Below are 22,712 nucleotides of genomic sequence, written 5' to 3' on the forward strand. Positions count from 1 at the left end.
GCTTGTGCTTGTGCTGTTTCTAATGTATGTGGCGCGCTATTTTGCCACTCTTGTTGTGCAAAAGAAGTTGCTGTTTCAATTTCTGTTGTTGGCTCATCTTGTTGCGGAGTTAAACCGAAAATAGTTGGATTAACTAACTGTTGTTCGCCTTGAGGTTGGAAATAAGGTGATGACGTTTCTTCATTGGCTTGTTGTTCTGTACGGTTAGCATTAGCGATCGGCAAAACAATCTGTTCATAATCCGCTAATGATTTTTCTGTTGAGGTTGTATCAGCGTTATCTTCAATTTTTTGTTGTTCATCTGTTGCCATCAACCAGTGGTAAAAACGTAGCAATACTTTAATAAAATCATTGCCGGCAGAAAGTACAAACCCTAAAGCAGTTGTCAATAATGCGATAAGTGAAAGCAGCAGTGTGCCGGTTGTTTTAGCAATAAACTGAACAATAACGGTGCCGATGACGCCACCGGCTAAATGGTTGCTGCTATTAGGCAAATAGAGTGCCGCTAAAGTTGAGATGCTGCATAAAAAAAGTAAAAAACCGATGAAATGAAGGAAAAAAGTACGCCATTTCATTTCTGTAATCGGATGATAACGTAATAGAAAAATAGGAACTAAAAAACAGACAAAAGGCAAAATATTGGCAATCCGACCAAATAAGGCAAATAGAACATCAATTATCCAAGCTCCGAAAGCGCCAGCCTTGTTATAGACTGCCGTCTGGTTACTGGCGACAGTCCACGCATTATCCATTGGATGATAAGATGCCCACGCCACAAGTAAATATAACCCAAAAAACGTTAATAAAATAAGTCCAAGGTTAAAAAGGTAAAGATTGGAGCGTAAATACTCTTTCTTAATTTCTACCTGTTTAAAATGGGATAAAGGAAGCTGATTCAGTTTGATATTTTTGAGTTTATTAATCATTGTTTTCAACAAAATACGAATACTAAAATTGAGCTGCTATGATAGCAACTCAAGGGGGGTTAGACAAACAATCTTAGGATTTAATCAAGTCTTACAAATAAGTATATTGTGATGAACAAGATTCTATTTTCAAAATAACGGTATTAAAGTTGTTTGATGTGTATTTATATGTTTAAAGAGGTAAATATCATGACTTCACCCAAAACACTTTTTCTCTATTTAAATGAACATTATTCCGCAAAGGCGGAGTATTTGTTTGATAAGCATCCTGAATTTGCGGTGTTTCGGCATTTTACTAATAAAAAATGGTTTGCGTTGTTTATGCCGGTAGCGGGGGATAAGTTGGGATTGTCTGGCAAAGAAATGAAAAATGTGCTGAATCTTAAGCTGCCACCTGAATTGATTGACGGTTTACGACAGTCTGAGGGATTTTATCCGGCGTATCATATGAATAAACAACATTGGTTGAGTGTGGATTTAGGTAAAATTGAGATGGCGGAACTGCTCCCTTTAATTGAACAGAGTTATCAATTAACAAAATAATTAACAGTAAAAACGTATCGGTTGTGTGCCGATACGTTTAATGTTGTTCAGGAATATTTTTTAGAATCGTAATTGGTGTTTGTCGATAGATTAAAAAAGAGGGAATGAGGGCAATTAACATTGCAACTAAAAGATTAGCGGCGAGAAATTGGGCTTCAGTTTCTGAAAAGTGAACAGGTAAGGCAAAGTCGCTGTTTTGACTGATGTAGTGGGCAATGAGGTAGGCGAATACTATGCCGCCCAATGTGCCGAGCATTAATGCACAGGTGATGATCAGGAAAAGAGTTGACCAAATAAGCAGAACAATTTTTGTTCTTGGTGCGCCGAAAATACGCCAGGCTGCGATTTGGTGCTGTTTACTTCTAAGATAGAGTACGATTGTCATTAGTAGTGCTAAGGTAACCAAAATTTGTGTGATGATGGAAATTACAAGCAGAATTTGTTTACTGTCACCTAAAATAGCGTGAACTCTCACCAATACTTCAGCAGGGAAGAGTGCCTGTGTCTGTTCCGTTTTATATTGGCTACGTAATTGATAAGCACCGGCAAAACTTTTCGGTTTTACAATAATGGCGGAAACGGCTTTGTGTTCACGCTCTTGTGGGATGTCGGAATGTTGATGAATCTGCCAAATGTTTTTAATCGGTACAAAGATAGCTCGGTCCCAAATATTATGCTGTTTGGGTAAAATACCGATAACGTGATATTTGATTTCATTATGTTGGTGATGGTTGTTTTCTCCTAAGCGCGTGTGAAGCGGTGAGAATTTATCACCGATTTTTAAACCGCTATCCGCGCCGACAATCGCTTCAAAATCTTGATGGAATAGTTGTTGTTGCGGTAACTCAGGATAAATTTTTTCGATAAAGGTGTTATCTGTGCCGATAATCGGCATATCAAATGTTAATGGTGCTGCCCAAGCGGTATTCGGGTTCTGTTTAATTTCATTTAAAATAGCGTAATCAATTAAATTTAATTTTGTTGGTTGCAGAAAAACAGTGCTTAATACCAACTGAATTTCACTGCCTGATGCGCCAATAATAAGATCGAATTTTTCTGCTGCATTGGTACTGCCTTCGCGAAAAGCTCGTTCGCTGATACTAACAGCAATACTGAGCGCCACAGAACAGGCAATTAAAAAAATAATAAATAAACTGCCGAATTTGCTTTTTTTCAGATCCAGAAAGAGCAGCTTTAGCATTAACATATTGACTCCTTATTCTTTATCGTTATCCGACACGATAATGCCATTTTCCAAATGAATTTTTCGCTTTAATTGTGAAGCGAGAAAGAGATCGTGGGTGGCAACAATGAGTGTACAGTTTTCTTCAGTGCTGATATTGCACAATAATTGTGAAATTATTTGACTGTTTTCCTTATCCAGACTTGCGGTCGGTTCATCGGCAATAACAATTTTAGGTTGATGCAATAATGTGCGTGCAATGGCGACACGTTGTTTTTCCCCACGAGAAAGATGTTCTACATCAGTATCGAAATGAGGCATTTTTAATTGCTGTAATAAATATTTTGCGCGTTGTTGTAGAGAAGCTTTGATATGCCAATTCCGAAAAGCGGAGGGTAACAGCACATTATCTAGTGCGGTTAATCCATTAGTAAGATAAAAATCCTGCATAATAATGCCGATATTTTGAAAACGCCAATGATCACATTGTGCGGTAGAAAGCATCGTTAAATCCTGATTCTTCCATAAAATATTGCCGGAACTCGGTTTTAATAAGCCGCAGATGATATTTAAAAACGTACTTTTACCGCAACCGGAAGGCCCCATCAGCGCAATTTGTTGTGAAGATTGTAGATAAAAATGTGGAATAGATAGGATTGGCGAAGAAAGACCGGGAACTTTGACGGTAACATTATGGAGAGAAAGTAAAGTCATACGCGATTCCTGTTTATAATTCACTGAAAGTGGCATTGGTGAGTCTTAGCAAACTGACGAATCCGGTTGCCGGATCAGTCCAAGAGTCGTAAGACAGCTTCCCTTCTACTTTAATCATCGTGTTGTTTTGTACGAACGGCTGCTTTTTATCAAGATAAACCACTACAATATCGGCAGGCCAATCCGCATCGGAAGAGCAGAACGGGCAGAGTGCCATCGGTGCTTTGGTCAGAACAAAAAATTTCGCATCTGCTTTTAATGGTGGTGCCATAAAGCCGTGCATTTCTACCTCTTGATCTTTTAATGCTTTCACCTTATCAGAGAATTCCATTCCCAATGCTGAAATCTTGCCGTAAAGCTGATCGAAACTAAGTTGGGTTATTGCGATTGCCGGAGAAAATATTCCCGATAACAGTAAAATAGCCAAAAATAGCGAGGCGAACCTCGCTATAAGATTGATTTGCATAAGTTATTTCCCTTTTTCTTTGCCGTTAATGGCGAAGCTGTCAACGATAACTTTGAAAATATCGGAGTTTTCCATATAGCCTTTAATCGCCTCTGATCCCGGACCTTGTGCTTGAATGACGATGTCATCAATAGCGTGTACGCCGTTGGATTCACTTTTTGGCAGAATGCCGGTACGCAATACCGCACCCGGTACCGATTTATAGGCTTCATTAGCGACATATTCACCTTTCTCGTTTTTAATGGCGGGGACAAATAGACCATCAAGTTTTGGGCGGAAAGTTTCATAATAATCAGGATAATTGTTAAAGAATGCCGCTAAACGTTTGCTAACATCCAATCTATCAGGATAGCCGTCTTGGTTTTTATCTTCATAATTCGGATAACCGGCGGCTGCGTAAACGCCGACTTTTTCTCGCATATCATCACCCAGTTTGTTGTCGTCTACTGTTCCGATTAACGATAAACCGTGCGTATGATCGCCGGTGACAATAATTAATGTATCCGGATGTTTTTCGGCGAATTTTTTAGCAATTTCAATCGACTTATCAAACATAATCGTACTCATCAAAGCACGTTCCCAATCAAGCGGATGAGAAGATTTATCGATTAATGCGGATTCCACCATTAAGAAAAAACCGTCCGGATTTTGGGATAATACATCTAATGCCGTTTGTGTCATTGTGGTGAGATCAGGTTGATCCGGGAATTTTTTGGTCGCTTCGGTTTTTAGAAAACGGCGATCTAAAACAGTATCCATATTGCCGGTATGGAATAAGCCTAATAACTGCTTAGTATCTTTAGCAATATTGGTTAATTCGGTATTGGTTGTAACTAACTGATAACCATCCGCCTTAAATTTTTCAATATAATTGATATCATCTTTACGTTTTGAGCCTGGTACTGATTTTGGTAGGAAATAAGCAGAACCACCGCCTAACAATACATCCGGTTTGACTTCATAAAGCATTCCGGCGATTTTATCTTTATCTGCACGTCGTCTGGTATGAGAAACAACGGCTGCCGGTGTGGCATCTTCCAATTCTGCATCGGAAACAATACCTAAACTTTTATTAGTTTTACGTTTAATTAATTCACCGAGTGTTTCCTGTTTCGGGTGATTAAGATTATCTTTAGAGCGGCTGACATAGACACCGAGAGCATTAATGGTTGATTTATGCCCGGTCATATAGGCGCTCATCGTGTTGGCACTGTCCGCCGTGATGGCATCGGTACTGGATGTGCCGATAAAACCGGTTACCGGCAGCGTATCCATAGCTAATAAACTATTTGCTTTTCCTTCAGTTACACCTTTAGATAAAATGCGTGCACCGGTGCGGTGTGCCACGGATAAGCCATCACCTAAAAAGAAGATGACATTTTTGGCTTTCGCAATATCAGGTGTGCGATAAACTGTCCAATTTACTTTGCTGCTTTTGCCGTTTGTTTGTGCGGTAACTTGATATTTTCCTGGTTCTTGAATACTGACATTTCTTAACCAAATTGCAGAAACTGGCTCGCCATCCTCTTTTTCAACAAATTCAATGTTGTTACTACCCAATACTTTAGTGAAATCTTTGCCGTTAATGGTAATTTTTACCTGTTCCGGTTTTACAATTTCGTCAAATTCCACTTTAAAATCAAATTTGCCGTCAACCATCATTGTGGCACGATCAATCGGATAAATGGTTTGAGCAAATGAATTTAATGCGAATGCAGATGCCATCAACGTCAGTAAATAGCGTAACTTCATAGGTTTCTCCATAGTGTTTTAAAAAGGTTGTTTAAATTCTGAAATGACTATAACGGAGAAATATGACAGTTATATGACAAAAATAAGCGAGGCATAATAGGCGAGGAAAGCGAAGAAGGCAAGGGAAGAGAAGAAAAGCCCTTTAGTCATTAACTAAAGGGCAGGAAGTTATTTGAGTAGTAAATAATTGGTCTGTTTCACCTCTTCCATTACGACATAGGTGCGAGTGTCGTTTACTCCCGGAAGACGGAGCAACGTGGTACCGAGCAGTTTACGATAAGCAGCCATATCGGCAACACGGGTTTTTAATAAATAATCAAAATCACCGGACACCAAATGACATTCTTGAATCTCTTCTAAATCCTGCACCGCACGATTGAACTCTTCAAAAACATCCGGTTTACCGCGAACCAAAGTAATTTCAACAATTACTAACAGCGGTGAATCTAATAATTCCGGGTTGAGTAAAGCCCGGTATCCCATAATCACATTTTGTTTTTCTAAGCGTTTTACTCGTTCCAGACAAGGCGTCGGCGATAAACCGACACGTTTTGAAAGCTCGATATTGGAAATTTTACCGTTATGTTGCAACTCATTAAGAATTTTCATATCGATAGCATCGAGTGATTTCATCATCTTTTTTTGACGCATTTTGAGAAAGCCTTTATCAACTTGAATGGCGTTATTATAGCGGATATTCAATAAAACATCAGCCGTAAAAACGGCTGATGTTACTTGATTTATGTTGAGAAACTTTTGTTATGGTAAAAGTGACTCTTGATCCGCGCCCTCTTTTTCCACTTTCGGCGGCAACATATGTTCACGTTTCAAGCCGAAGTTAAGCGCAAGTGCAATCGCAATATAAATTGATGAATAAGTACCGAAACCGATACCGATCAATAACGCTAATGAGAAACTGTGGATTGTTGGACCGCCAAATAATAATAATGCGATAACCACAATTAATGTGGTGATAGAGGTCATCAATGTTCTGGATAAGGTCTGACTCAGTGAAATATTGATAATTTCCACCGTAGAGGCACGGCGAATTTTACGGAAATTCTCACGTACACGGTCAAATACCACGATACTATCGTTCAAGGAGTAACCGATAACGGAAAGGATCGCCGCCACAAAGGTTAGATCAATCTCAACTTGTAGCATTGCGAAGAAACCTAAAGTCACGATCACATCGTGCGCCAAAGAGAGAATTGCCCCTAAAGCTAAACGCCATTCAAAACGTAAACCGACATACAGCAATAGCATTGCCAAAGTGATTAAAGTGGCATAAATCGCCGAAGTGGTTAGCTCTTCACCCACATTTGGACCAACGAATTCAATACTGCGAATGGAAACGTCTTTATCAATATTGTCACTTAAAATGGTTTTGATGTGCGTGCCGATATTCGGATCATTGACAGATGCCGGTACACGCACCATTACATCACGTACGCCGCCTGATGCTTGTACCACCGCATTATCCAAACCATTTTGCGCTAAAATAGAGCGGATTTTCGGCAAGTCGGCAGGTTGTGAGAATGAAGTATCGATCACCGTTCCGCCGGTAAAGTCCAAGCCCCAGTTAAAACCTTTAGTGATAATAAAAAATAATGAAATTGCTACCACAATAATTGATAGGGCATAGCCCACCATACGATAGCGCATAAAGTGGATTAGCTTATATGGCAGCTTAATATCGTTAACTGTTTCAGTTTGATTATCTGTATTTTTCATAAATAATGCTTCCCTTAAATCGATAATTTACTGATTCGTTTTCCACCATAGAGGAAATTCACCACCGCACGAGTACCGGTAATGGCAGTAAACATCGAAATGGCAACACCAAGAGATAATGTAATCGCGAAGCCTTTTACCGGGCCGCTACCTACTGCATAAAGAATGACAGCCGTTAAAATAGTTGTCAGGTTAGCATCGAAAATACTGGAGAAAGCGCCGCTGTAACCTTCGTTAATGGCTTGTTGTACCGAACGGCCGTTACGCAACTCTTCTTTAATACGCTCAAAGATCAATACGTTGGCATCGACCGACATCCCGACCGACAGCACGATCCCTGCAATCCCCGGCATAGATAATGTTGCACCCGGGATTAATGACATCAAACCGACCAGAATAACGATGTTGGCAACCAATGCCAAATTAGCGATCAAACCGAATTTACGGTAGTAAAGCGCCATAAAGAGCACAACGATCAATAAGCCCCAGAAGCTTGCCTGCATACCCTGTTCGATATTTTGCGCCCCAAGAGAAGGCCCGATAGTGCGTTCTTCAACAATCTGAATCGGAGCAATTAATGCACCTGAGCGTAATAACACGGAAAGATTTTGCGCTTCGGCAGGGGAGTTGATGCCGGTAATACGGAAAGTATTGCCTAAACGAGATTGAATGGTAGCAACGTTAATGACTTCTTCGTGTTTTGTCAAAATTGCTTTACCGTTTTCATCTTTTTTACCGCTGTCTTTATATTCACTATAAACAGTCGCCATTGGTTTACCGATTGCGGTTTTAGTCGCTTCCGACATCATATTTCCGCCTTCGCTGTCCAAAGAGATATTTACTTGAGGACGACCATATTCATCATTACCGGAATTGGCATCGGTAATATGCTCACCACCTAAAATGGTTTTACGATAAACAACAACCGGTGTACCGTTACGGTCGTGTTGTAATTCTGAATCGGACGGCACCATTCCATTTTCAGCGGCTGCAAGATTGGCGGTTTGATTGACCATACGGAATTCCAATGTTGCAGTTGCACCCAAAATTTCCTTAGCACGAGCAGTATCCTGTACCCCCGGTAATTCCACTACGATTCGATCTGCTCCCTGCTGTTGCACCACAGGTTCAGCAACACCAAGTTCATTCACACGTTTACGTAAAATAGTGATATTTTGTTCAACGGCACTCTTTCTTAAACGAGTCAGTTCATTTTCTGAAAGGGTTAATGTAACATTTTGCCCATTGCTGACCACATCCCAATTAGCGTGTTTACGCTTTAATACACGCACCACATCACTTGGTGAAATATTATCGGCAAGGGTGATAACGGTGGAGTAGTTTTCACCGGATTGGATTGCTTTATAGACAAATTTTTCTTTACGCAATTCGGTGCGGAGTGAATCTTGTAACTGTTCTTGCTGTTTAGCCAGTACCGATTTTAAGTCAACTTCCATTAAGAAACGCACACCGCCACGTAAATCCAAGCCTAATTTCATTGGGCCGGCGCCGATATCAGTCAACCAAGTCGGCGTTGCCGGCGCAAGGTTTAATGCAACGGAATAGTTATCGCCCAGTTTTTCTAAAATTTTATCTTTGGCGAGAAGCTGCTCATCAGTGCTGGTAAATTTTGCCAAAATAGAGCCGTTTTCTAAGGCGATAGATTTAATAGGAAGTTTATTTTGTTCAAGTACCTGACGAACGTCGGATAAGGTTTGTTCGGTGGCAAGTTGACCGCGCGTTCCTGAAACCTGAACTGCCGGGTCTTCACCGTAAAGATTTGGAAGCGCATATAAAATGCCGATGACGACAACGAAGATCACCATCAGATTCTTCCATAAAGGGAAACGATTTAACACAATAAAAACCTTTGTAAATTGTTTAACACACAGGGCAATCAAACAGTTGTTGATTGCCCCGGTAACCCACACTACGCGCTAAAAACGCGTGTTATAACCTTGTCTGGAAGGTAAATTAAAGTGATTTGATAGAACCTTTCGGTAGAACGGCTACGATAAAATCTTTTTTGATAGTAACTTCGTTAGTGTCGTTAAGGGCGATAACAATATAGTCGCTCTCAGCAGAAACTTTAGTGATTTTGCCTAATAAACCGCCGCTGGTTAAAACTTCTTCACCTTTCGCAAGTGAAGACATCAATTCACGATGTTGTTTATTACGTTTAGATTGCGGACGGAAAATCATAAAGTAGAAAATAAGCCCAAAAATGACCAATAAAAAGATCATTTGTAAGCCGCCGCCCTGTTGTGCTGCAGCGTCGGCAGCATATGCTGTAGAGATAATACCCATATTGTTTTTTTCCTTAATAACAAAATAAAAACTAAGTGTTTTATGCCGTTTCGGCAAAACAGTGGCTAAAAATAGCATGTTTCAATTCACAGAACAACAGATAAAGCATTGCACTGTGGATTGCCTTGATTCGGAAGAGGTTATACCTCTTCCGAATTAGTACATTCTACCGCTGTAAACAGCGGCGTTTCAATCATTTAGGCGTTTTTGATAAAACAAGCCAACTGGTAAAAAGCGCGTTACCTTTCCCGCTGAAAAATGATTAATTGGCTTGATAATGCCCCACACCAAGTTCATCTTCTTTGCGTGTACGTTGCATTACGGCTTGCGGTGAGTGTTGCACGCGAAGATCCATATCATCTTCGGTACGCACAACTTCACCACGTAAAGAGTTGGTATAAACATCGGTGATCTTAACATCAACAAATTTGCCAATCATATCCGGTGAGCCGACAAAATTAACAATACGATTATTTTCGGTACGACCGGTCAATTCCATAATATCTTTTTTGGACGGACCCTCCACCAAAATGCGTTGTTCAGTGCCTAACATACGGCGGCTGAATTGCGATGCCTGTTGGTTAATGCGTTCCTGCAACAGATATAAACGCTGTTTTTTCTCCTCTTCGCTCACATCGTCTGGCATATCTGCTGCCGGTGTGCCGGGACGGGCAGAGTAGATAAAACTGAAACTCATATCAAAATTGACTTGCGCAATGAGATTCATTGTCTGTTCAAAATCTTGCGCCGTTTCGCCCGGGAAGCCGACAATAAAATCGGAACTGATTTGAATATCCGGACGTGCTTCACGCAGTTTACGAATAATCGCTTTGTATTCCAATGCGGTGTGATTACGTTTCATCATTGATAAAATACGGTCGGAACCGCTTTGCACCGGTAAATGCAGGAAGCTGACCAGTTCCGGAGTATCGCGATAAACGTCAATAATGTCATCGGTAAATTCGATTGGATGAGAAGTGGTAAAACGTAAGCGATCAATACCGTCAATTGCCGCCACTAAACGCAATAATTCGGCAAATGAACAAATACCGCCGTCGTGGGTCGGTCCACGATAAGCATTCACATTCTGCCCTAACAGATTCACTTCGCGTACACCTTGCTCCGCCAATTGTGCGATTTCAAATAACACATCGTCGACCGGACGGCTTACCTCTTCGCCACGGGTGTAAGGCACAACGCAGAATGAGCAGTATTTATTACAACCTTCCATAATGGAAACAAATGCGGTCGGGCCTTCGGCACGAGGTTCAGGTAAACGGTCAAATTTTTCGATTTCCGGGAAACTGACATCGACCACAGCACTTTTGCCGCCACGAATTTGATTCACCATTTCCGGCAGGCGGTGCAACGTTTGTGGCCCGAAAATAATATCGACATAAGGCGCACGATCTCGAATATGCTCGCCCTCCTGTGAGGCAACGCAACCGCCGACACCGATAATCAGATCCGGATTTTGTTTTTTCAAATCTTTCCAACGTCCTAATTGATGGAATACTTTTTCTTGTGCTTTTTCACGGATTGAACAGGTATTTAATAATAAGATATCCGCTTCTTCCGCGTTTTCTGTCAATTCCAAACCGTGCGTGCTGTTTAACAGGTCTGCCATTTTGGCTGAGTCATACTCATTCATTTGGCAGCCCCAAGTTTTAATATGTAGTTTTTGTGTCATTCTATTTCAGTTGAAAGTTAATGGATGATTTAAATTGGATAAGCGTACAATTTGCTTATCCGCGATAAAAATAGTGCTATCTGAATATAGCGGTGTAAAAAGTCGGCGGCTATTCTACCGATTTATCTACATAATCTCTAGCACTTCATTGGGGTATGTGAGTGATTTTCTTTTAGGCAACACCGGCTTTTGTGAGTAAAATAAAAGAAAAATGAGAAAAAGGGTACACAAAATGGGTGAACAGGCAAAACATTACGATTTTATTATTATCGGTGGTGGAATGGTCGGTGCGGCTTGTGCCGCCGGATTAGCTAAATTGGGCTTGAAAATGTTCGTGGTAGAACGTTCATCATTGCCGCATTTTAGCACTGACAGCGAGTACGATTTACGCATTTCCGCGATTAGTCAAGGATCGGTTAACTTATTGCAGCATTTAAATGCGTGGCAATATATCGCAGATCGCCGAGTTTGTCCTTACAGTGAATTAAGCACGTGGGAGATAGAGGGGTTTTCCACCACTTTTAGTGCAAAAGAGATTAATTTGTCGCAACTTGGTTTTATGGTGGAAAATCAATTAATTCAAGAGGGGCTGTGGCAACGGTTTCAACAATTACCGAATGTTGATTTTGCTGTGAGTTGTACAGTCAGCACACAACAATATCAGCAGAACAGATGGCATCTTACTTTAGATAATGGTGAACAGATTTGTAGCCCCTATATTATCGCGGCTGACGGTGCAACTTCCCAATGGCGAACAATTGCCGGTGTTGGTGTTACCGGTTGGCGTTATCAACAGGACTGTATGTTGATTTTGGTGGATACCGAAGCCGAACAGCAGTCGATGACCTGGCAACAATTTTATCCGAGCGGCCCGCGAGCATTGTTGCCGTTGTTGGGTAAACAAGCCTGTTTGGTTTGGTATGATACCCCTGAGCGGATTGACTCTTTAAAAAATTTGTCAGCAGAAAAACTCACCACAGAAGTTGAGCAATATTTTCCGGCAAGATTAGGCAAAATTACCGTGAAAAAATGGGGTTCATTCGCCTTAACTCGCCGCCACGCACAGCAGTATTATAAAAACGGTGTGATTTTGGTCGGTGATGCGGCGCACAGTATTCATCCTTTAGCCGGACAAGGGGTAAATCTTGGCTTTAAGGATGTGAAAGCCCTATTGGAAAATGTTGAATGGGCATTAAAACGGGATTCAGGCTTAGCGCAAGAGCAATTTTTACAACGCTATCAACAGCAACGCTATAAAGACAATTTGTTAATGCAATCAACAATGGATGTTTTTTATAAAACATTTCGCTCGCCGTTGTTGCCGGTTAAAGTAGCGCGAAATATTGCGTTATTCGCTTCTGAACGAGCAGGCTTTATTAAGCGTCAGGCTTTGCGTTATGCGCTTGGCTTATAATAAAAATGAAAATGAGAAAATCGAGCTTGCTTGTTGCAACTACAGAGGAAATCTTATAGAATTTGCACCGTTTTTTGTCAATGAATTGATGAATAACCTAAGTTTCTGTATTTTGCAGATAGATAAGTTAAATTAATAGAGGAATAAGATTATTAAAACCGTAAAAAAAGCACCGGCAGCTAATCGCCCGAATCGTATTAATGAAGAAATTCGTGTGAAGGAAGTCCGTTTGATCGACCAAGATGGTGAGCAGGCGGGGATTGTATCTATCCAACAGGCGTTGGAGTTGGCTGAACAGGCCGATTTGGATCTGGTTGAGATCAGTCCTAATGCCGAACCTCCGGTTTGCCGTATTATGAATTACGGTAAATTCCTTTATGAAAAGAGCAAAACTGCCAAAGAGCAGAAAAAGAAACAGAAAGTTGTTCAAGTAAAAGAAGTTAAGTTCCGTCCCGGAACTGACGAAGGCGACTATCAGGTAAAACTACGCAGCCTGATTCGCTTTTTGGAAGATGGGGATAAAACCAAAATCACACTGCGTTTCCGTGGTCGTGAATTGGCACATCAACAGATTGGTATTGAAATGTTGGATCGTATTAAAGCAGATTTAGCAGAATTAGCTGTAGTTGAATCTGAACCGTCCAAAATTGAAGGTCGTCAAATGGTGATGGTGCTTGCCCCGAAAAAGAAATAATCAGTGCAGTTCAAGTAGTGAGAAGTAACGGTGTTTGACATCGTTGCTTTTTATTCGCCTGATTATTAGTGATTAATCGTAAACAATGCGGAGTTATTAAACAATGCCTAAAATTAAAACAGTACGTGGCGCTGCTAAACGTTTCAAAAAAACTGGAACTGGCGGTTTTAAACGTAAACAATCTCATCTTCGTCATATCTTGACTAAGAAATCAACTAAACGTAAACGCCATTTACGTCATAAATCAATGGTTGCGAAAGCAGACCAGGTTTTAGTCGTAGCTTGTTTACCATACGCATAACCCGCGGGTTAGCGAACGTTTCGTTATTTTTTAAGTACAAATAGACAAAGGAGATTCCTATGGCCCGTGTAAAACGTGGTGTAATTGCAAGAGCTCGTCATAAGAAAATTCTTAAGGCAGCTAAAGGTTATTATGGTGCACGTTCTCGTGTATATCGTGTTGCTTTCCAAGCAGTAATTAAAGCTGGTCAATATGCTTACCGTGACCGCCGTCAACGTAAACGTCAATTCCGTCAATTATGGATTGCACGTATCAATGCGGCAGCTCGTCAAAACGGTTTATCATACAGCCGTTTTATTAATGGTTTGAAAAAAGCTTCTGTGGAAATCGATCGTAAAATTCTTGCTGATATCGCAGTATTCGATAAAGTAGCTTTCGCAGCTTTAGTTGAAAAAGCAAAATCAGCACTTTAATAAACAGATTTCGTTTATTTTAGGTTTAGAAAGGATAGTGATTTAAAAAACACTATCCTTTTTTATTAATTTTCAAATAAAGGGAGTTCAAATATGAAATTAAAATTAGTAACAGTGCTATTCGTGCTTGGTTTGGCACAGGCTTGCAGTGTAAATGCGGCACAATCTACTAATAACAGTAATGATGGTGCTGCCGTAAATACTAATGATTTTTCCGTACAATTTGCTAAAGGGGAAAATTTCGCCGAATTAAAAGGTACAATTAAAGGCTATGATGTAGATCGCTATAGCTTTTATGCAAAACAAGGTCAGCTTCTTACTTTAGAAACAATCGATAATGACCGACAAATTCAATTTTCACTTAACCACGCTAAAGCGACAGCTAATTTATCAGCTATTTATCAAGTGTTGCCGTATTCAGGTAAATATACATTGACTGTATATCAAACTCGTAATGATGCTCGTAAACAGCCGAATGTGAAACGTGTTTATAATGTGAAACTGAAGATTATTAATGTAGAACAGAAAAATATCAAAGGAATCAATGATATAGTTTATCGTTGTGATAACGGTAAAGATCTTAAAATCAGTTATCAACAAGATCAGATAAACGTTTTTTGGCAAGGTAAAATGGAATTATTAAAATGGGATAAACAGCTAAGCCAAGGTGATCATTTTGTTTTTGCTAATCAATATTATATGTTAAGTGTTGAAGCGTTGAATACTCAAAATTGGCAGCAGAGCAAAGTTAATTCTTGGTTGCAATTAGGTAAAACGGCTTCCCAAGATAAGGTCTTATTACAAGAGTGTGTAGCTAAATAAGCATATTCTTTCTGTTTACAGCAAATTTAACTGTTGTTAGAAAATCTGATTGCCGATAACGATTCCTCTGTTATCGGCAACTTTTTTATTGGGCAATACTGTATAGCAAATTTTGTTTACTATGCCCAAATTTTAGAGATAAAAATCCCCGACGATGAGCCGGGGATGAAAGCATATTACAAATTATTGATTTGGATTTGTAGCCATTGCGCTTCAAGTGGGTTGGCAGTGGTTAATGCCGCTTCAAACGATTTTTTTGCCTCCGATTTATTGCCCATTGCATTATAAATTTCACCTGAAAGCATCGCTTTTCTTCCTTGCCACGCTTGATCCGTTACTTTGCCTAATGTTGCCAATGCCGGTTCAAACTGTTTCAACTGTGTTTGTACACTTGCTAAACGCAGTGCGATTAATGAAATCAATGCGCTATCCTTTGCATTGTTAAGTGCTTTTTGCAGCGTATCGGCAGCGTGTTGCCATTGATTAGCATCAATCTGTTTTTTCGCCTGTTCTAATAACAAAAAGGCAGAGTAGGCACTGCTTGGATTAGCTTCAACAAATTGAGTTAATTGGGCATTTGCCTTCCCAGTATCAGATTGTTCGGTAGCCTTCATTATTTGAGAAAATTCCGCAGAAGATTGATGAATTTTACTCTGCTGGTAACCCTGCCAATAACGCCACCCGAATACACCGATAATAGCTAAAATAATAGCGGCAATAATAACTTTGCCGTTCTCTTTCCACCACTGTTTGATTTCTTCAATTTGCAGTTGTTCATCACTGGTTGTATAAGCCATTATGTTGCCTCCTTAGCGAGATGTGTAAAATGGGGTTAAATAGTCGATAGCATCGGTATTTGCTAATGTAATTTGCTGTTCTCCACTTAATAGATCTTTAATCACAACCTGTTGTTGTGCCACTTCATCTTCACCGAGAATTAATGCAAATTTTGCACCGAGCTTGTCTGCACGTTTAAATTGTTTTTTAAAGTTACCGCCGCTGCAATGCAACATTACTTTAATTTGCGGTAATGCCGAACGCAGTTGAGAGGCTAATTGCAACACCGGCAGAGTTGTATTATCTCCTTGATGAATCACATAAATATCAACATTAGGATTAATCGGTGGATTTTCAACAACCTCCTGAATCAACAGCACTAAACGTTCCAAGCCCATTGCAAAACCGACCGCCGGCGTAGCGTGTCCGCCAAGTTGTTCCACTAAGCCATCATAGCGTCCGCCGCCACAGACCGTGCCTTGTGCACCTAACGCCGTAGTTACCCATTCAAAGACGGTCTTATTGTAGTAATCTAAACCACGAACTAATTTCTGGTTAATTTCATAACGAATGCCATATTGTTCTAAAATCGAACAAAGTGTCGCAAAATGTTGACGGGAATCTTCATCCAAATAGTCGTGCAATTTCGGTGCATTATTTAAAATTTGTTGTACACGTTCATCTTTACTGTCCAAAATTCGCAATGGATTAGTGGTTAAACGACGTTTACTGTCTTCATCCAACTGATCCACGTAATCTTGCAGATATTCAACCAAAGCGGCACGATAGTTTTTACGTGCTTCTAATGAACCGATAGAGTTAAGCTGTAATTGGACGTGATCAGCGATACCTAAATCCTGCCATAATTTGGCGGTCATAATAATTAATTCCGCATCGATTAATGGATTTGCGATCCCGAATACTTCAACACCGCATTGATGGAATTGACGATAACGCCCTTTTTGCGGACGTTCATAACGGAACATAGGTCCGATATACCATAAACGTTGTTCTTGATTATAAAGCAAACCGTGTTCAATACCGGCACGCACACAGCCGGCAGTACCTTCTGGACGCAATGTTAAACTTTCATCGTCACGATCATTAAAGGTGAACATCTCTTTTTCAACCACATCGGTTACTTCACCGATAGCACGCGCGAAAAGCGGGGTTGATTCAACAATCGGCATACGAATTTCAGAATAGCCATAACTGCTTAAACGTTGTTTAATTTTACCTTCTACCCATTGCCATAACGGTGTATCGCTAGGCAGATAGTCGTTCATTCCTCGAATAGCTTGAATAGTTTTTGCCACGTTAAATTCCTATTTTTATGATTAAATTTGTTCTACTTTAATTTGATTATTTGGATCTAATGCACTTACTCGGGCACGAATTTGCGCTTCGAGCTGATCGATAAGCTGATCATTATCAAAACGCTCTTTTTGACGTTGTCCGGCGATATAGAAACCACTTTTTTTGTTGCCGCCGGCGACTCCAAGATCGGAAACTAACGCCTCTCCCGGACCGTTCACCACACAGCCGATAATGGAAACATCCATTGGTGTGATAATATCTTCCAAACGCTGTTCCAAGGCATTAACGGTTGCGATAACGTCAAATTCCTGACGGGAACAGGTTGGACAAGCGATAAAATTAATACCGCGCGAACGGATACGCAATGATTTTAAAATATCAAAACCGACTTTGATCTCTTCCACCGGATCGGCAGCTAAGGAAACGCGTAAAGTATCACCGATACCTTCAGCCAACAACATACCTAGCCCGATAGCACTTTTCACAGAACCGGAACGTGCGCCGCCGGCTTCAGTAATACCGAGATGAAGAGGTTGTTTAATTTGTTTCGCCAATAATCGATAAGCATCCACCGCAAGGAAAACATCAGAGGCTTTAACGCTGACTTTAAACTGATCGAAATTAAGGCGATCAAGAATATCAACGTGTCGCAACGCTGATTCCAATAACGCTTGCGGTGTCGGTTCACCATATTTTTCTTGCAGATCTTTTTCCAATGAACCGGCATTAACGCCGATACGAATTGGAATATTTTTATCTCTGGCACAATCGACAACCGCACGGATACGATCTTCCCTGCCGATATTGCCCGGATTGATTCTTAAACAGTCAACACCATATTCGGCAACCTTCAAGGCAATACGATAATCAAAGTGAATATCGGCAACAAGCGGCACTTTGACCTGTTGTTTAATTAGCTTAAATGCTTCCGCCGCATCCATTGTCGGCACCGAAACACGCACAATATCAGCGCCGACACGTTCCAATGCTTTGATTTGAGCAACAGTCGCTTCCACATCGGTGGTTCTTGTGTTAGTCATTGACTGAACGGCAATAGGCGCACCGTCACCGATAGGCACATTGCCGACATAAATACGAGTAGATTTTCTACGTTGAATAGGAGATTGTTTTAACATATTTTTCTTCAAAATTAATGATAATTACTGTTGAGCCGGTAGCGTTAATTTTGCTACACGACCATCAATTTTTAACGGTACATCCTGACCTTGATAACTGATTTTTACATTTTGCGGTGCACCAATAATTAAAGAATAAGGCGCATCACCAGTTAAATCCAATATTTCACCACGACGGTATTCACGTTCCGCCAATGTTTTACGGTTAGCATCTTTTACACTAAGCCAACAACTTTCGCCGGTAATTTCAATTTTTAAATTGTTTGGGATAACGTCTGTCACCGGATTGGTGGCGGTTCCATTTTCGCTAGTACTGTTATTGCCATCAATTTTATTCATTTCTGTGGCTAAAGCTTCGGTTGAAGTATTAGGATAAGTTTCACCGTTTTTATCAGCACTGTTATTACCACTATTACTGTTGCTTCCGGTGTCATTAGTGGCAACGGTTGTGCCTTCATCATTCACTACCGTTGCGGTTTCGGCAGTTTCAGTTTGAGTGTTGCCAACGTTGTTTGTGGTTTCAGTATTTCCGTTATTATCGGTTACTGCAGTTTCTGTATTGTTGCCGTTTTCACTTGGCGCAACAGCATCGGAATTCGTTACAACCGCAGTGTCGATTGGCGCATTGTCTGTTGCACTTTGCTCCGTTATGGAATGTTCTTCAACAAAATTTTCACGTTCGTTAGCAGAGCGTTGATGATCTTGCCACCACCATAAAACCGTCATACCGATGATAATAATCAGCACAATCCAGCTTAATGGTCGTAACCAATGGTGATGAGAAACATAGCGATTAACAGAATTTTTAGTGCGATGATTTTTATTTAAATCATTTTTTACTTCTGCACCAAAGGTGAGATTGTCGGTTAATAAAGTTGCCGGCAAATGTAGAAATTTTAAGTAATTACGCAAGTATCCGCGTGCAAAAGTTGCCGGAATATCTTTTAAAACAAATTGGTTTTCCTCGAATTGTTTTAAGATTGCCGGGCGTAAATTGGTCTGTTCAGCAACCTGTTCAATTGTTAATCCAAGTTGCTCACGAGCATTACGCAGTTGTTGTCCTAAATCGACATTAGTTGCAAGTTGTTCCTGATCCATAATCGTTTATTACTTATTGTGATGAATAGCTGTAGCGGATTGTAAGAATACGCTGGTGGCTATAAAGAAAAATTATTTAGCTATTATACAGATTGGCAGGCAAGAGAAAAATAAGAATAATCTCAATCAAGGTGATTTTGCCGTTATTTATGTAAACGTTGCCGTAAATTTTTCGCTTTATCTACAGAATATTTCTCCAATTGGGTTAAAGCTTGTTCAATTTTGTTTTGATCGTTAGCTAAAACGGCACAAATAGCAATATTTTCATAAGTATCAGCAAAATGATAATAAGATTTACTTTTTAATGCTTGTTCAAAAAAATTAAATGCCGCATTAAATTGTCGTTGAGAGCAGAGGTAAGTAGCATAGTTATTCAATACATCGCCATTCTTAGGAGAAAGAGTGAGTGCTTTTTGATAATATTCTCCAGCAAGTTCGAGTTGTTGGGTATGTTGATAAAAATAGGCTAAACCAAGATAAGGCAAGTAATCATTTGGAGTATGTTGTAGTGCTTTATCTAAATTAGCTTTTGCTAATGTAGGATTGCCGTGTGATAAATAAGCTAACCCTAATTCAACACGAGTTTTTGCCGCAGCGGCATTATTAGAAGTAGGAGATTTATTTATAGTAGAATGACTACAAGCAAAAAGTGAAAGTAGTGAGGAAAATAGAATAAAAAATTTCAGTTTCATCATTATATTTTTCATAATTTCCTCACTTACTAGCATTAAGATTGCGTTATTTCAATATTTTTACCAAAAGCTCGTTTTTGTGCAGTACGTTTTGTACGATCAATTACATCTCCGGCAAGTTGTCCACAAGCCGCATCAATATCATCGCCACGAGTTTTTCGTACAATAACGGTAAATCCATATTCCATTAATGTTTTTTGGAAGCGATCGATACGCGTATTAGAACTCTTGTTATAAGGTGCTTCTGGGAACGGATTCCAAGGAATAAGATTGATTTTACAAGGCGTATGCTTTAATACTTGAGCTAATTGATGTGCGTGTTCGACTTCATCATTAACGTGATCGAGCATAACATATTCAATAGTTACCTTACCGTGGTTCGCATTGGAAATTTTTAGATAACGATTTACGGAATCAATTAACATTTCAATATTATATTTTTTATTTAAAGGCACAATCTCATTGCGCAACTCATCATTGGGTGCGTGTAATGAAATTGCTAAAGCAACATCGATCATTTCACCCAGTTTATCAAGTGCTGGTACAACACCGGAGGTTGATAAAGTCACTCGGCGCTTGGATAAACCATAACCAAAATCATCTAACATAATCTCCATTGCTGGTACTACATTGCTTACGTTTAACAAAGGTTCGCCCATCCCCATCATCACCACATTAGTAATCGGTCTAACTTTTGTTTCACCGAAAGCACCAATTACTTTGGACGCACGCCAAACCTGACCAATAATTTCAGAAACGGTCAAATTACGATTAAAACCTTGTTGTGCTGTTGAACAGAACGTACAAGCTAAAGCACAGCCGACTTGGGAAGATACGCAAAGTGTGGCACGATCCGCCTCCGGAATATAAACACTCTCGATTTGTTGATCACCAACCTGCATCGCCCACTTTATGGTACCGTCGAAAGAACGTTGTTCAACCGCAATTTCAGGTGCTTTAATTTCTGCAACCTGTTTTAGTTTTTCACGCAAAACCTTATTAATATTCGTCATATTATCGAAATTATCTTCGCCGTAATGGTAGATCCATTTCATAATCTGATCGGCTCGGAAAGGTTTTTCGCCAAGATCCGCCAAAAAATGTCGCATTTCTTGACGGGTTAAATTCAGTAAATTGGTTTTTTCAGTAGTCATAAATTGCCTCGTTATTACACATTGTGGCATTAGCAATAAATTGGTGCTTCACAGTTGCCATATTTTAAAAAGCACGCATTTTACTGAGTTGCTGCACATTATGCTAGCAAATTTGTGATATATATTGCGTTAAATTTAGTGCAAATTTGTGAGTTGTATCGAAAAATAAAAAAATAGTGTGCTTTTCTATAATTGCAGTATGTTGCAGCGCAAATTGAAAGATAGAAAAAATCACTGATTAAGTGCTAACTAAGCCCTGTATTAACAGGGCTTGAGTGCTATAGGAATGTTGATTGAATTATGAACTTAATCAGCGATATTGAGATGATTTTTATAGGCTGAGAGCGTATTAACCATCAACATTGCAACTGTCATAGGACCGACTCCGCCCGGAACCGGTGTAATAAAACTTGCTCGTTGTTGTGCAGCTTCAAATCCGATATCACCGATAACTTTCTTATCGGCAACTCGGTTAATACCGACATCAATTACTATTGCTCCGGGCTTTACCCATTCGCCTGGTATTAAATGTGGTTTACCGACAGCAACAATCAAAATATCCGCTTGAGCAACCAATTCCTGCAAGTTTTTCGTAAAGCGGTGCGTTACGGTCACAGTTGCACCTGCAAGCAGTAATTCCATTGCCATTGGGCGACCGACAATATTGGAGGCACCAATAATAACAGCGTGTTGTCCGTGTAGATCAACACCGGTGGCTTCGAGCAGTTTCATAATGCCGTAAGGTGTGCAAGCACGTAATGTTGGAATGCGTTGGCATAAACGCCCTACATTATAAGGATGAAAACCGTCCACATCTTTTGATGGAGAAATACGTTCGATAACTTTTACGCTACTGATATGTTTTGGCAAAGGTAATTGAACTAAAATGCCGTCAATAGTATCGTCCTGATTCAATTCATCAATTAATGAGAGCAGTTCCTGTTCAGAAATAGTGTCTGATAAATTATATGATTTTGATTGAATCCCCACTTCTAGACAACTTTTTTTCTTATTATCGACATAAATTTGTGATGCGGGATTTTCTCCTACTAAAATTACTGCTAGTCCTGGGGAACGCAGCCCTTGATCAATGATAGTTTGAATTTTTTGATGAAGGTCACTCTTAATAGATTTTGCTAAATCCTTACCGGAAATGATTTGAGCGGACATTGTTTTCTCCATAATGTGTTTGCATGAACGCTAATTTTCGCAAAAAAAAGCTTGTTTGATAAGAGTATGGATTAATTTTAAGCGTTTATTTTTAAATTTAAAAAAAATGATTGACGCAACAGAAATAAAAATTATAATGCACCTCACACGTCGGCGAGTAGCGCAGTTTGGTAGCGCAACTGGTTTGGGACCAGTGGGTCGTAGGTTCAAATCCTATCTCGCCGACCATTTTTTTATCTTTTATTTCCACCTTTTTATCCTATGCGCCCTTAGCTCAGCTGGATAGAGCAACGGCCTTCTAAGCCGTAGGTCATTGGTTCGAATCCAATAGGGCGTGCCATTAAAAGTTAATATTTATCAATCACATACACTCAATCTTAACTAACTATTTCTAGGCATATAGGACAAA

23 protein-coding genes and 2 tRNA genes are annotated in these 22,712 nt (G+C 39.9%); 8 read left to right on the forward strand and 17 right to left on the reverse strand.

The window, feature by feature from the left end; genetic code table 11:
• The coding region (locus tag P375_RS11995; protein WP_196247804.1) for a DNA translocase FtsK 4TM domain-containing protein at positions 1 to 926 on the reverse strand (926 nt) is incomplete at its 3' end.
• Positions 927 to 1,115: 189 nt separating this feature from the next.
• Here P375_RS11995 and P375_RS09045 point away from each other — a divergent pair.
• Entirely contained in the window at positions 1,116 to 1,469 is a 354-nt protein-coding gene (locus tag P375_RS09045; RefSeq protein WP_039136293.1) for an MmcQ/YjbR family DNA-binding protein, read from the forward strand.
• A 37-nt stretch (positions 1,470 to 1,506) separates the two neighbouring features.
• Here P375_RS09045 and P375_RS09050 read toward each other — a convergent pair whose 3' ends face one another.
• The 9 genes from P375_RS09050 to miaB all read right to left on the reverse strand — a co-directional run bounded on the left by P375_RS09050 (position 1,507) and on the right by miaB (position 11,315).
• Entirely contained in the window at positions 1,507 to 2,676 is a 1,170-nt protein-coding gene (locus tag P375_RS09050) for an ABC transporter permease (protein WP_039136295.1), read from the reverse strand.
• A gap of 9 nt (positions 2,677 to 2,685) precedes the next feature.
• Positions 2,686 to 3,366, reverse strand: coding sequence for an ABC transporter ATP-binding protein (locus P375_RS09055; RefSeq protein WP_039136297.1), 681 nt, complete (start codon positions 3,364 to 3,366; stop codon positions 2,686 to 2,688).
• A gap of 13 nt (positions 3,367 to 3,379) precedes the next feature.
• On the reverse strand, positions 3,380 to 3,832 hold the full coding sequence (locus tag P375_RS09060; protein WP_039136298.1) for a hypothetical protein: 453 nt from the start codon (positions 3,830 to 3,832) through the stop codon (positions 3,380 to 3,382).
• A gap of 3 nt (positions 3,833 to 3,835) precedes the next feature.
• Positions 3,836 to 5,584 carry an alkaline phosphatase gene (locus P375_RS09065; protein ID WP_039136299.1) on the reverse strand — a complete coding sequence of 583 codons (1,749 nt, stop codon included), beginning with the start codon at positions 5,582 to 5,584 and terminating at the stop codon, positions 3,836 to 3,838.
• A 168-nt stretch (positions 5,585 to 5,752) separates the two neighbouring features.
• Complete coding sequence (lrp, locus tag P375_RS09070; protein ID WP_013745275.1) at positions 5,753 to 6,235, reverse strand: leucine-responsive transcriptional regulator Lrp; 483 nt, start codon at positions 6,233 to 6,235, stop codon at positions 5,753 to 5,755.
• 108 nt (positions 6,236 to 6,343) lie between these two features.
• Positions 6,344 to 7,318, reverse strand: coding sequence for a protein translocase subunit SecF (gene secF / locus P375_RS09075; RefSeq protein ID WP_013745274.1), 975 nt, complete (start codon positions 7,316 to 7,318; stop codon positions 6,344 to 6,346).
• A 14-nt stretch (positions 7,319 to 7,332) separates the two neighbouring features.
• Positions 7,333 to 9,177, reverse strand: coding sequence for a protein translocase subunit SecD (gene secD / locus P375_RS09080; protein WP_031205127.1), 1,845 nt, complete (start codon positions 9,175 to 9,177; stop codon positions 7,333 to 7,335).
• A 115-nt stretch (positions 9,178 to 9,292) separates the two neighbouring features.
• Entirely contained in the window at positions 9,293 to 9,625 is a 333-nt protein-coding gene (gene yajC / locus P375_RS09085; RefSeq protein WP_013745272.1) for a preprotein translocase subunit YajC, read from the reverse strand.
• A gap of 262 nt (positions 9,626 to 9,887) precedes the next feature.
• On the reverse strand, positions 9,888 to 11,315 hold the full coding sequence (gene miaB / locus P375_RS09090) for a tRNA (N6-isopentenyl adenosine(37)-C2)-methylthiotransferase MiaB (protein ID WP_026211112.1): 1,428 nt from the start codon (positions 11,313 to 11,315) through the stop codon (positions 9,888 to 9,890).
• A 232-nt stretch (positions 11,316 to 11,547) separates the two neighbouring features.
• Between miaB and P375_RS09095 the strand changes: the two genes are divergently transcribed.
• From P375_RS09095 to P375_RS09115, 5 genes are all read left to right on the forward strand, one after another.
• Positions 11,548 to 12,729 (forward strand): FAD-dependent monooxygenase, encoded by a 1,182-nt coding sequence (locus P375_RS09095; protein ID WP_039136301.1) that lies wholly within the window; start codon positions 11,548 to 11,550, stop codon positions 12,727 to 12,729.
• A 151-nt stretch (positions 12,730 to 12,880) separates the two neighbouring features.
• Entirely contained in the window at positions 12,881 to 13,423 is a 543-nt protein-coding gene (gene infC, locus P375_RS09100) for a translation initiation factor IF-3 (protein ID WP_080638295.1), read from the forward strand.
• Positions 13,424 to 13,526: 103 nt separating this feature from the next.
• Complete coding sequence (gene rpmI / locus P375_RS09105) at positions 13,527 to 13,724, forward strand: 50S ribosomal protein L35 (RefSeq protein WP_013745268.1); 198 nt, start codon at positions 13,527 to 13,529, stop codon at positions 13,722 to 13,724.
• Between the two features lie 59 nt (positions 13,725 to 13,783).
• Entirely contained in the window at positions 13,784 to 14,137 is a 354-nt protein-coding gene (gene rplT / locus P375_RS09110; RefSeq protein ID WP_013745267.1) for a 50S ribosomal protein L20, read from the forward strand.
• A gap of 93 nt (positions 14,138 to 14,230) precedes the next feature.
• Complete coding sequence (locus tag P375_RS09115) at positions 14,231 to 14,959, forward strand: DUF7606 domain-containing protein (RefSeq protein ID WP_039136304.1); 729 nt, start codon at positions 14,231 to 14,233, stop codon at positions 14,957 to 14,959.
• A gap of 176 nt (positions 14,960 to 15,135) precedes the next feature.
• Here the strand turns inward: P375_RS09115 and P375_RS09120 are convergent, their stop codons facing one another.
• From P375_RS09120 to folD, 7 genes are all read right to left on the reverse strand, one after another.
• On the reverse strand, positions 15,136 to 15,756 hold the full coding sequence (locus P375_RS09120) for a YfgM family protein (protein WP_039136306.1): 621 nt from the start codon (positions 15,754 to 15,756) through the stop codon (positions 15,136 to 15,138).
• Positions 15,757 to 15,768: 12 nt separating this feature from the next.
• Positions 15,769 to 17,052: a histidine--tRNA ligase gene (gene hisS / locus P375_RS09125; protein WP_039136308.1), complete on the reverse strand. Its 1,284-nt coding sequence runs from the start codon at positions 17,050 to 17,052 to the stop codon at positions 15,769 to 15,771.
• 21 nt (positions 17,053 to 17,073) lie between these two features.
• Complete coding sequence (gene ispG, locus P375_RS09130; RefSeq protein ID WP_018347055.1) at positions 17,074 to 18,189, reverse strand: flavodoxin-dependent (E)-4-hydroxy-3-methylbut-2-enyl-diphosphate synthase; 1,116 nt, start codon at positions 18,187 to 18,189, stop codon at positions 17,074 to 17,076.
• A 24-nt stretch (positions 18,190 to 18,213) separates the two neighbouring features.
• Positions 18,214 to 19,287 carry a RodZ domain-containing protein gene (locus P375_RS09135; RefSeq protein ID WP_039136310.1) on the reverse strand — a complete coding sequence of 358 codons (1,074 nt, stop codon included), beginning with the start codon at positions 19,285 to 19,287 and terminating at the stop codon, positions 18,214 to 18,216.
• 143 nt (positions 19,288 to 19,430) lie between these two features.
• Positions 19,431 to 19,994 carry a type IV pilus biogenesis/stability protein PilW gene (pilW, locus tag P375_RS09140; RefSeq protein ID WP_039136312.1) on the reverse strand — a complete coding sequence of 188 codons (564 nt, stop codon included), beginning with the start codon at positions 19,992 to 19,994 and terminating at the stop codon, positions 19,431 to 19,433.
• Positions 19,995 to 20,014: 20 nt separating this feature from the next.
• Entirely contained in the window at positions 20,015 to 21,133 is a 1,119-nt protein-coding gene (locus tag P375_RS09145; RefSeq protein WP_039136314.1) for a bifunctional tRNA (adenosine(37)-C2)-methyltransferase TrmG/ribosomal RNA large subunit methyltransferase RlmN, read from the reverse strand.
• Between the two features lie 306 nt (positions 21,134 to 21,439).
• Complete coding sequence (gene folD, locus P375_RS09150) at positions 21,440 to 22,303, reverse strand: bifunctional methylenetetrahydrofolate dehydrogenase/methenyltetrahydrofolate cyclohydrolase FolD (RefSeq protein ID WP_039136316.1); 864 nt, start codon at positions 22,301 to 22,303, stop codon at positions 21,440 to 21,442.
• Positions 22,304 to 22,454: 151 nt separating this feature from the next.
• Between folD and P375_RS09155 the strand changes: the two genes are divergently transcribed.
• Together P375_RS09155 and P375_RS09160 are read left to right on the forward strand one after the other, a co-directional pair.
• Positions 22,455 to 22,531 (forward strand) — tRNA-Pro (locus tag P375_RS09155).
• A gap of 35 nt (positions 22,532 to 22,566) precedes the next feature.
• A tRNA-Arg gene (locus P375_RS09160) sits at positions 22,567 to 22,643 on the forward strand.
• Positions 22,644 to 22,712 lie beyond the last annotated feature (69 nt).

The organism is Gallibacterium genomosp. 2 (assembly GCF_000771895.1).
GTDB lineage: Bacteria > Pseudomonadota > Gammaproteobacteria > Enterobacterales > Pasteurellaceae > Gallibacterium.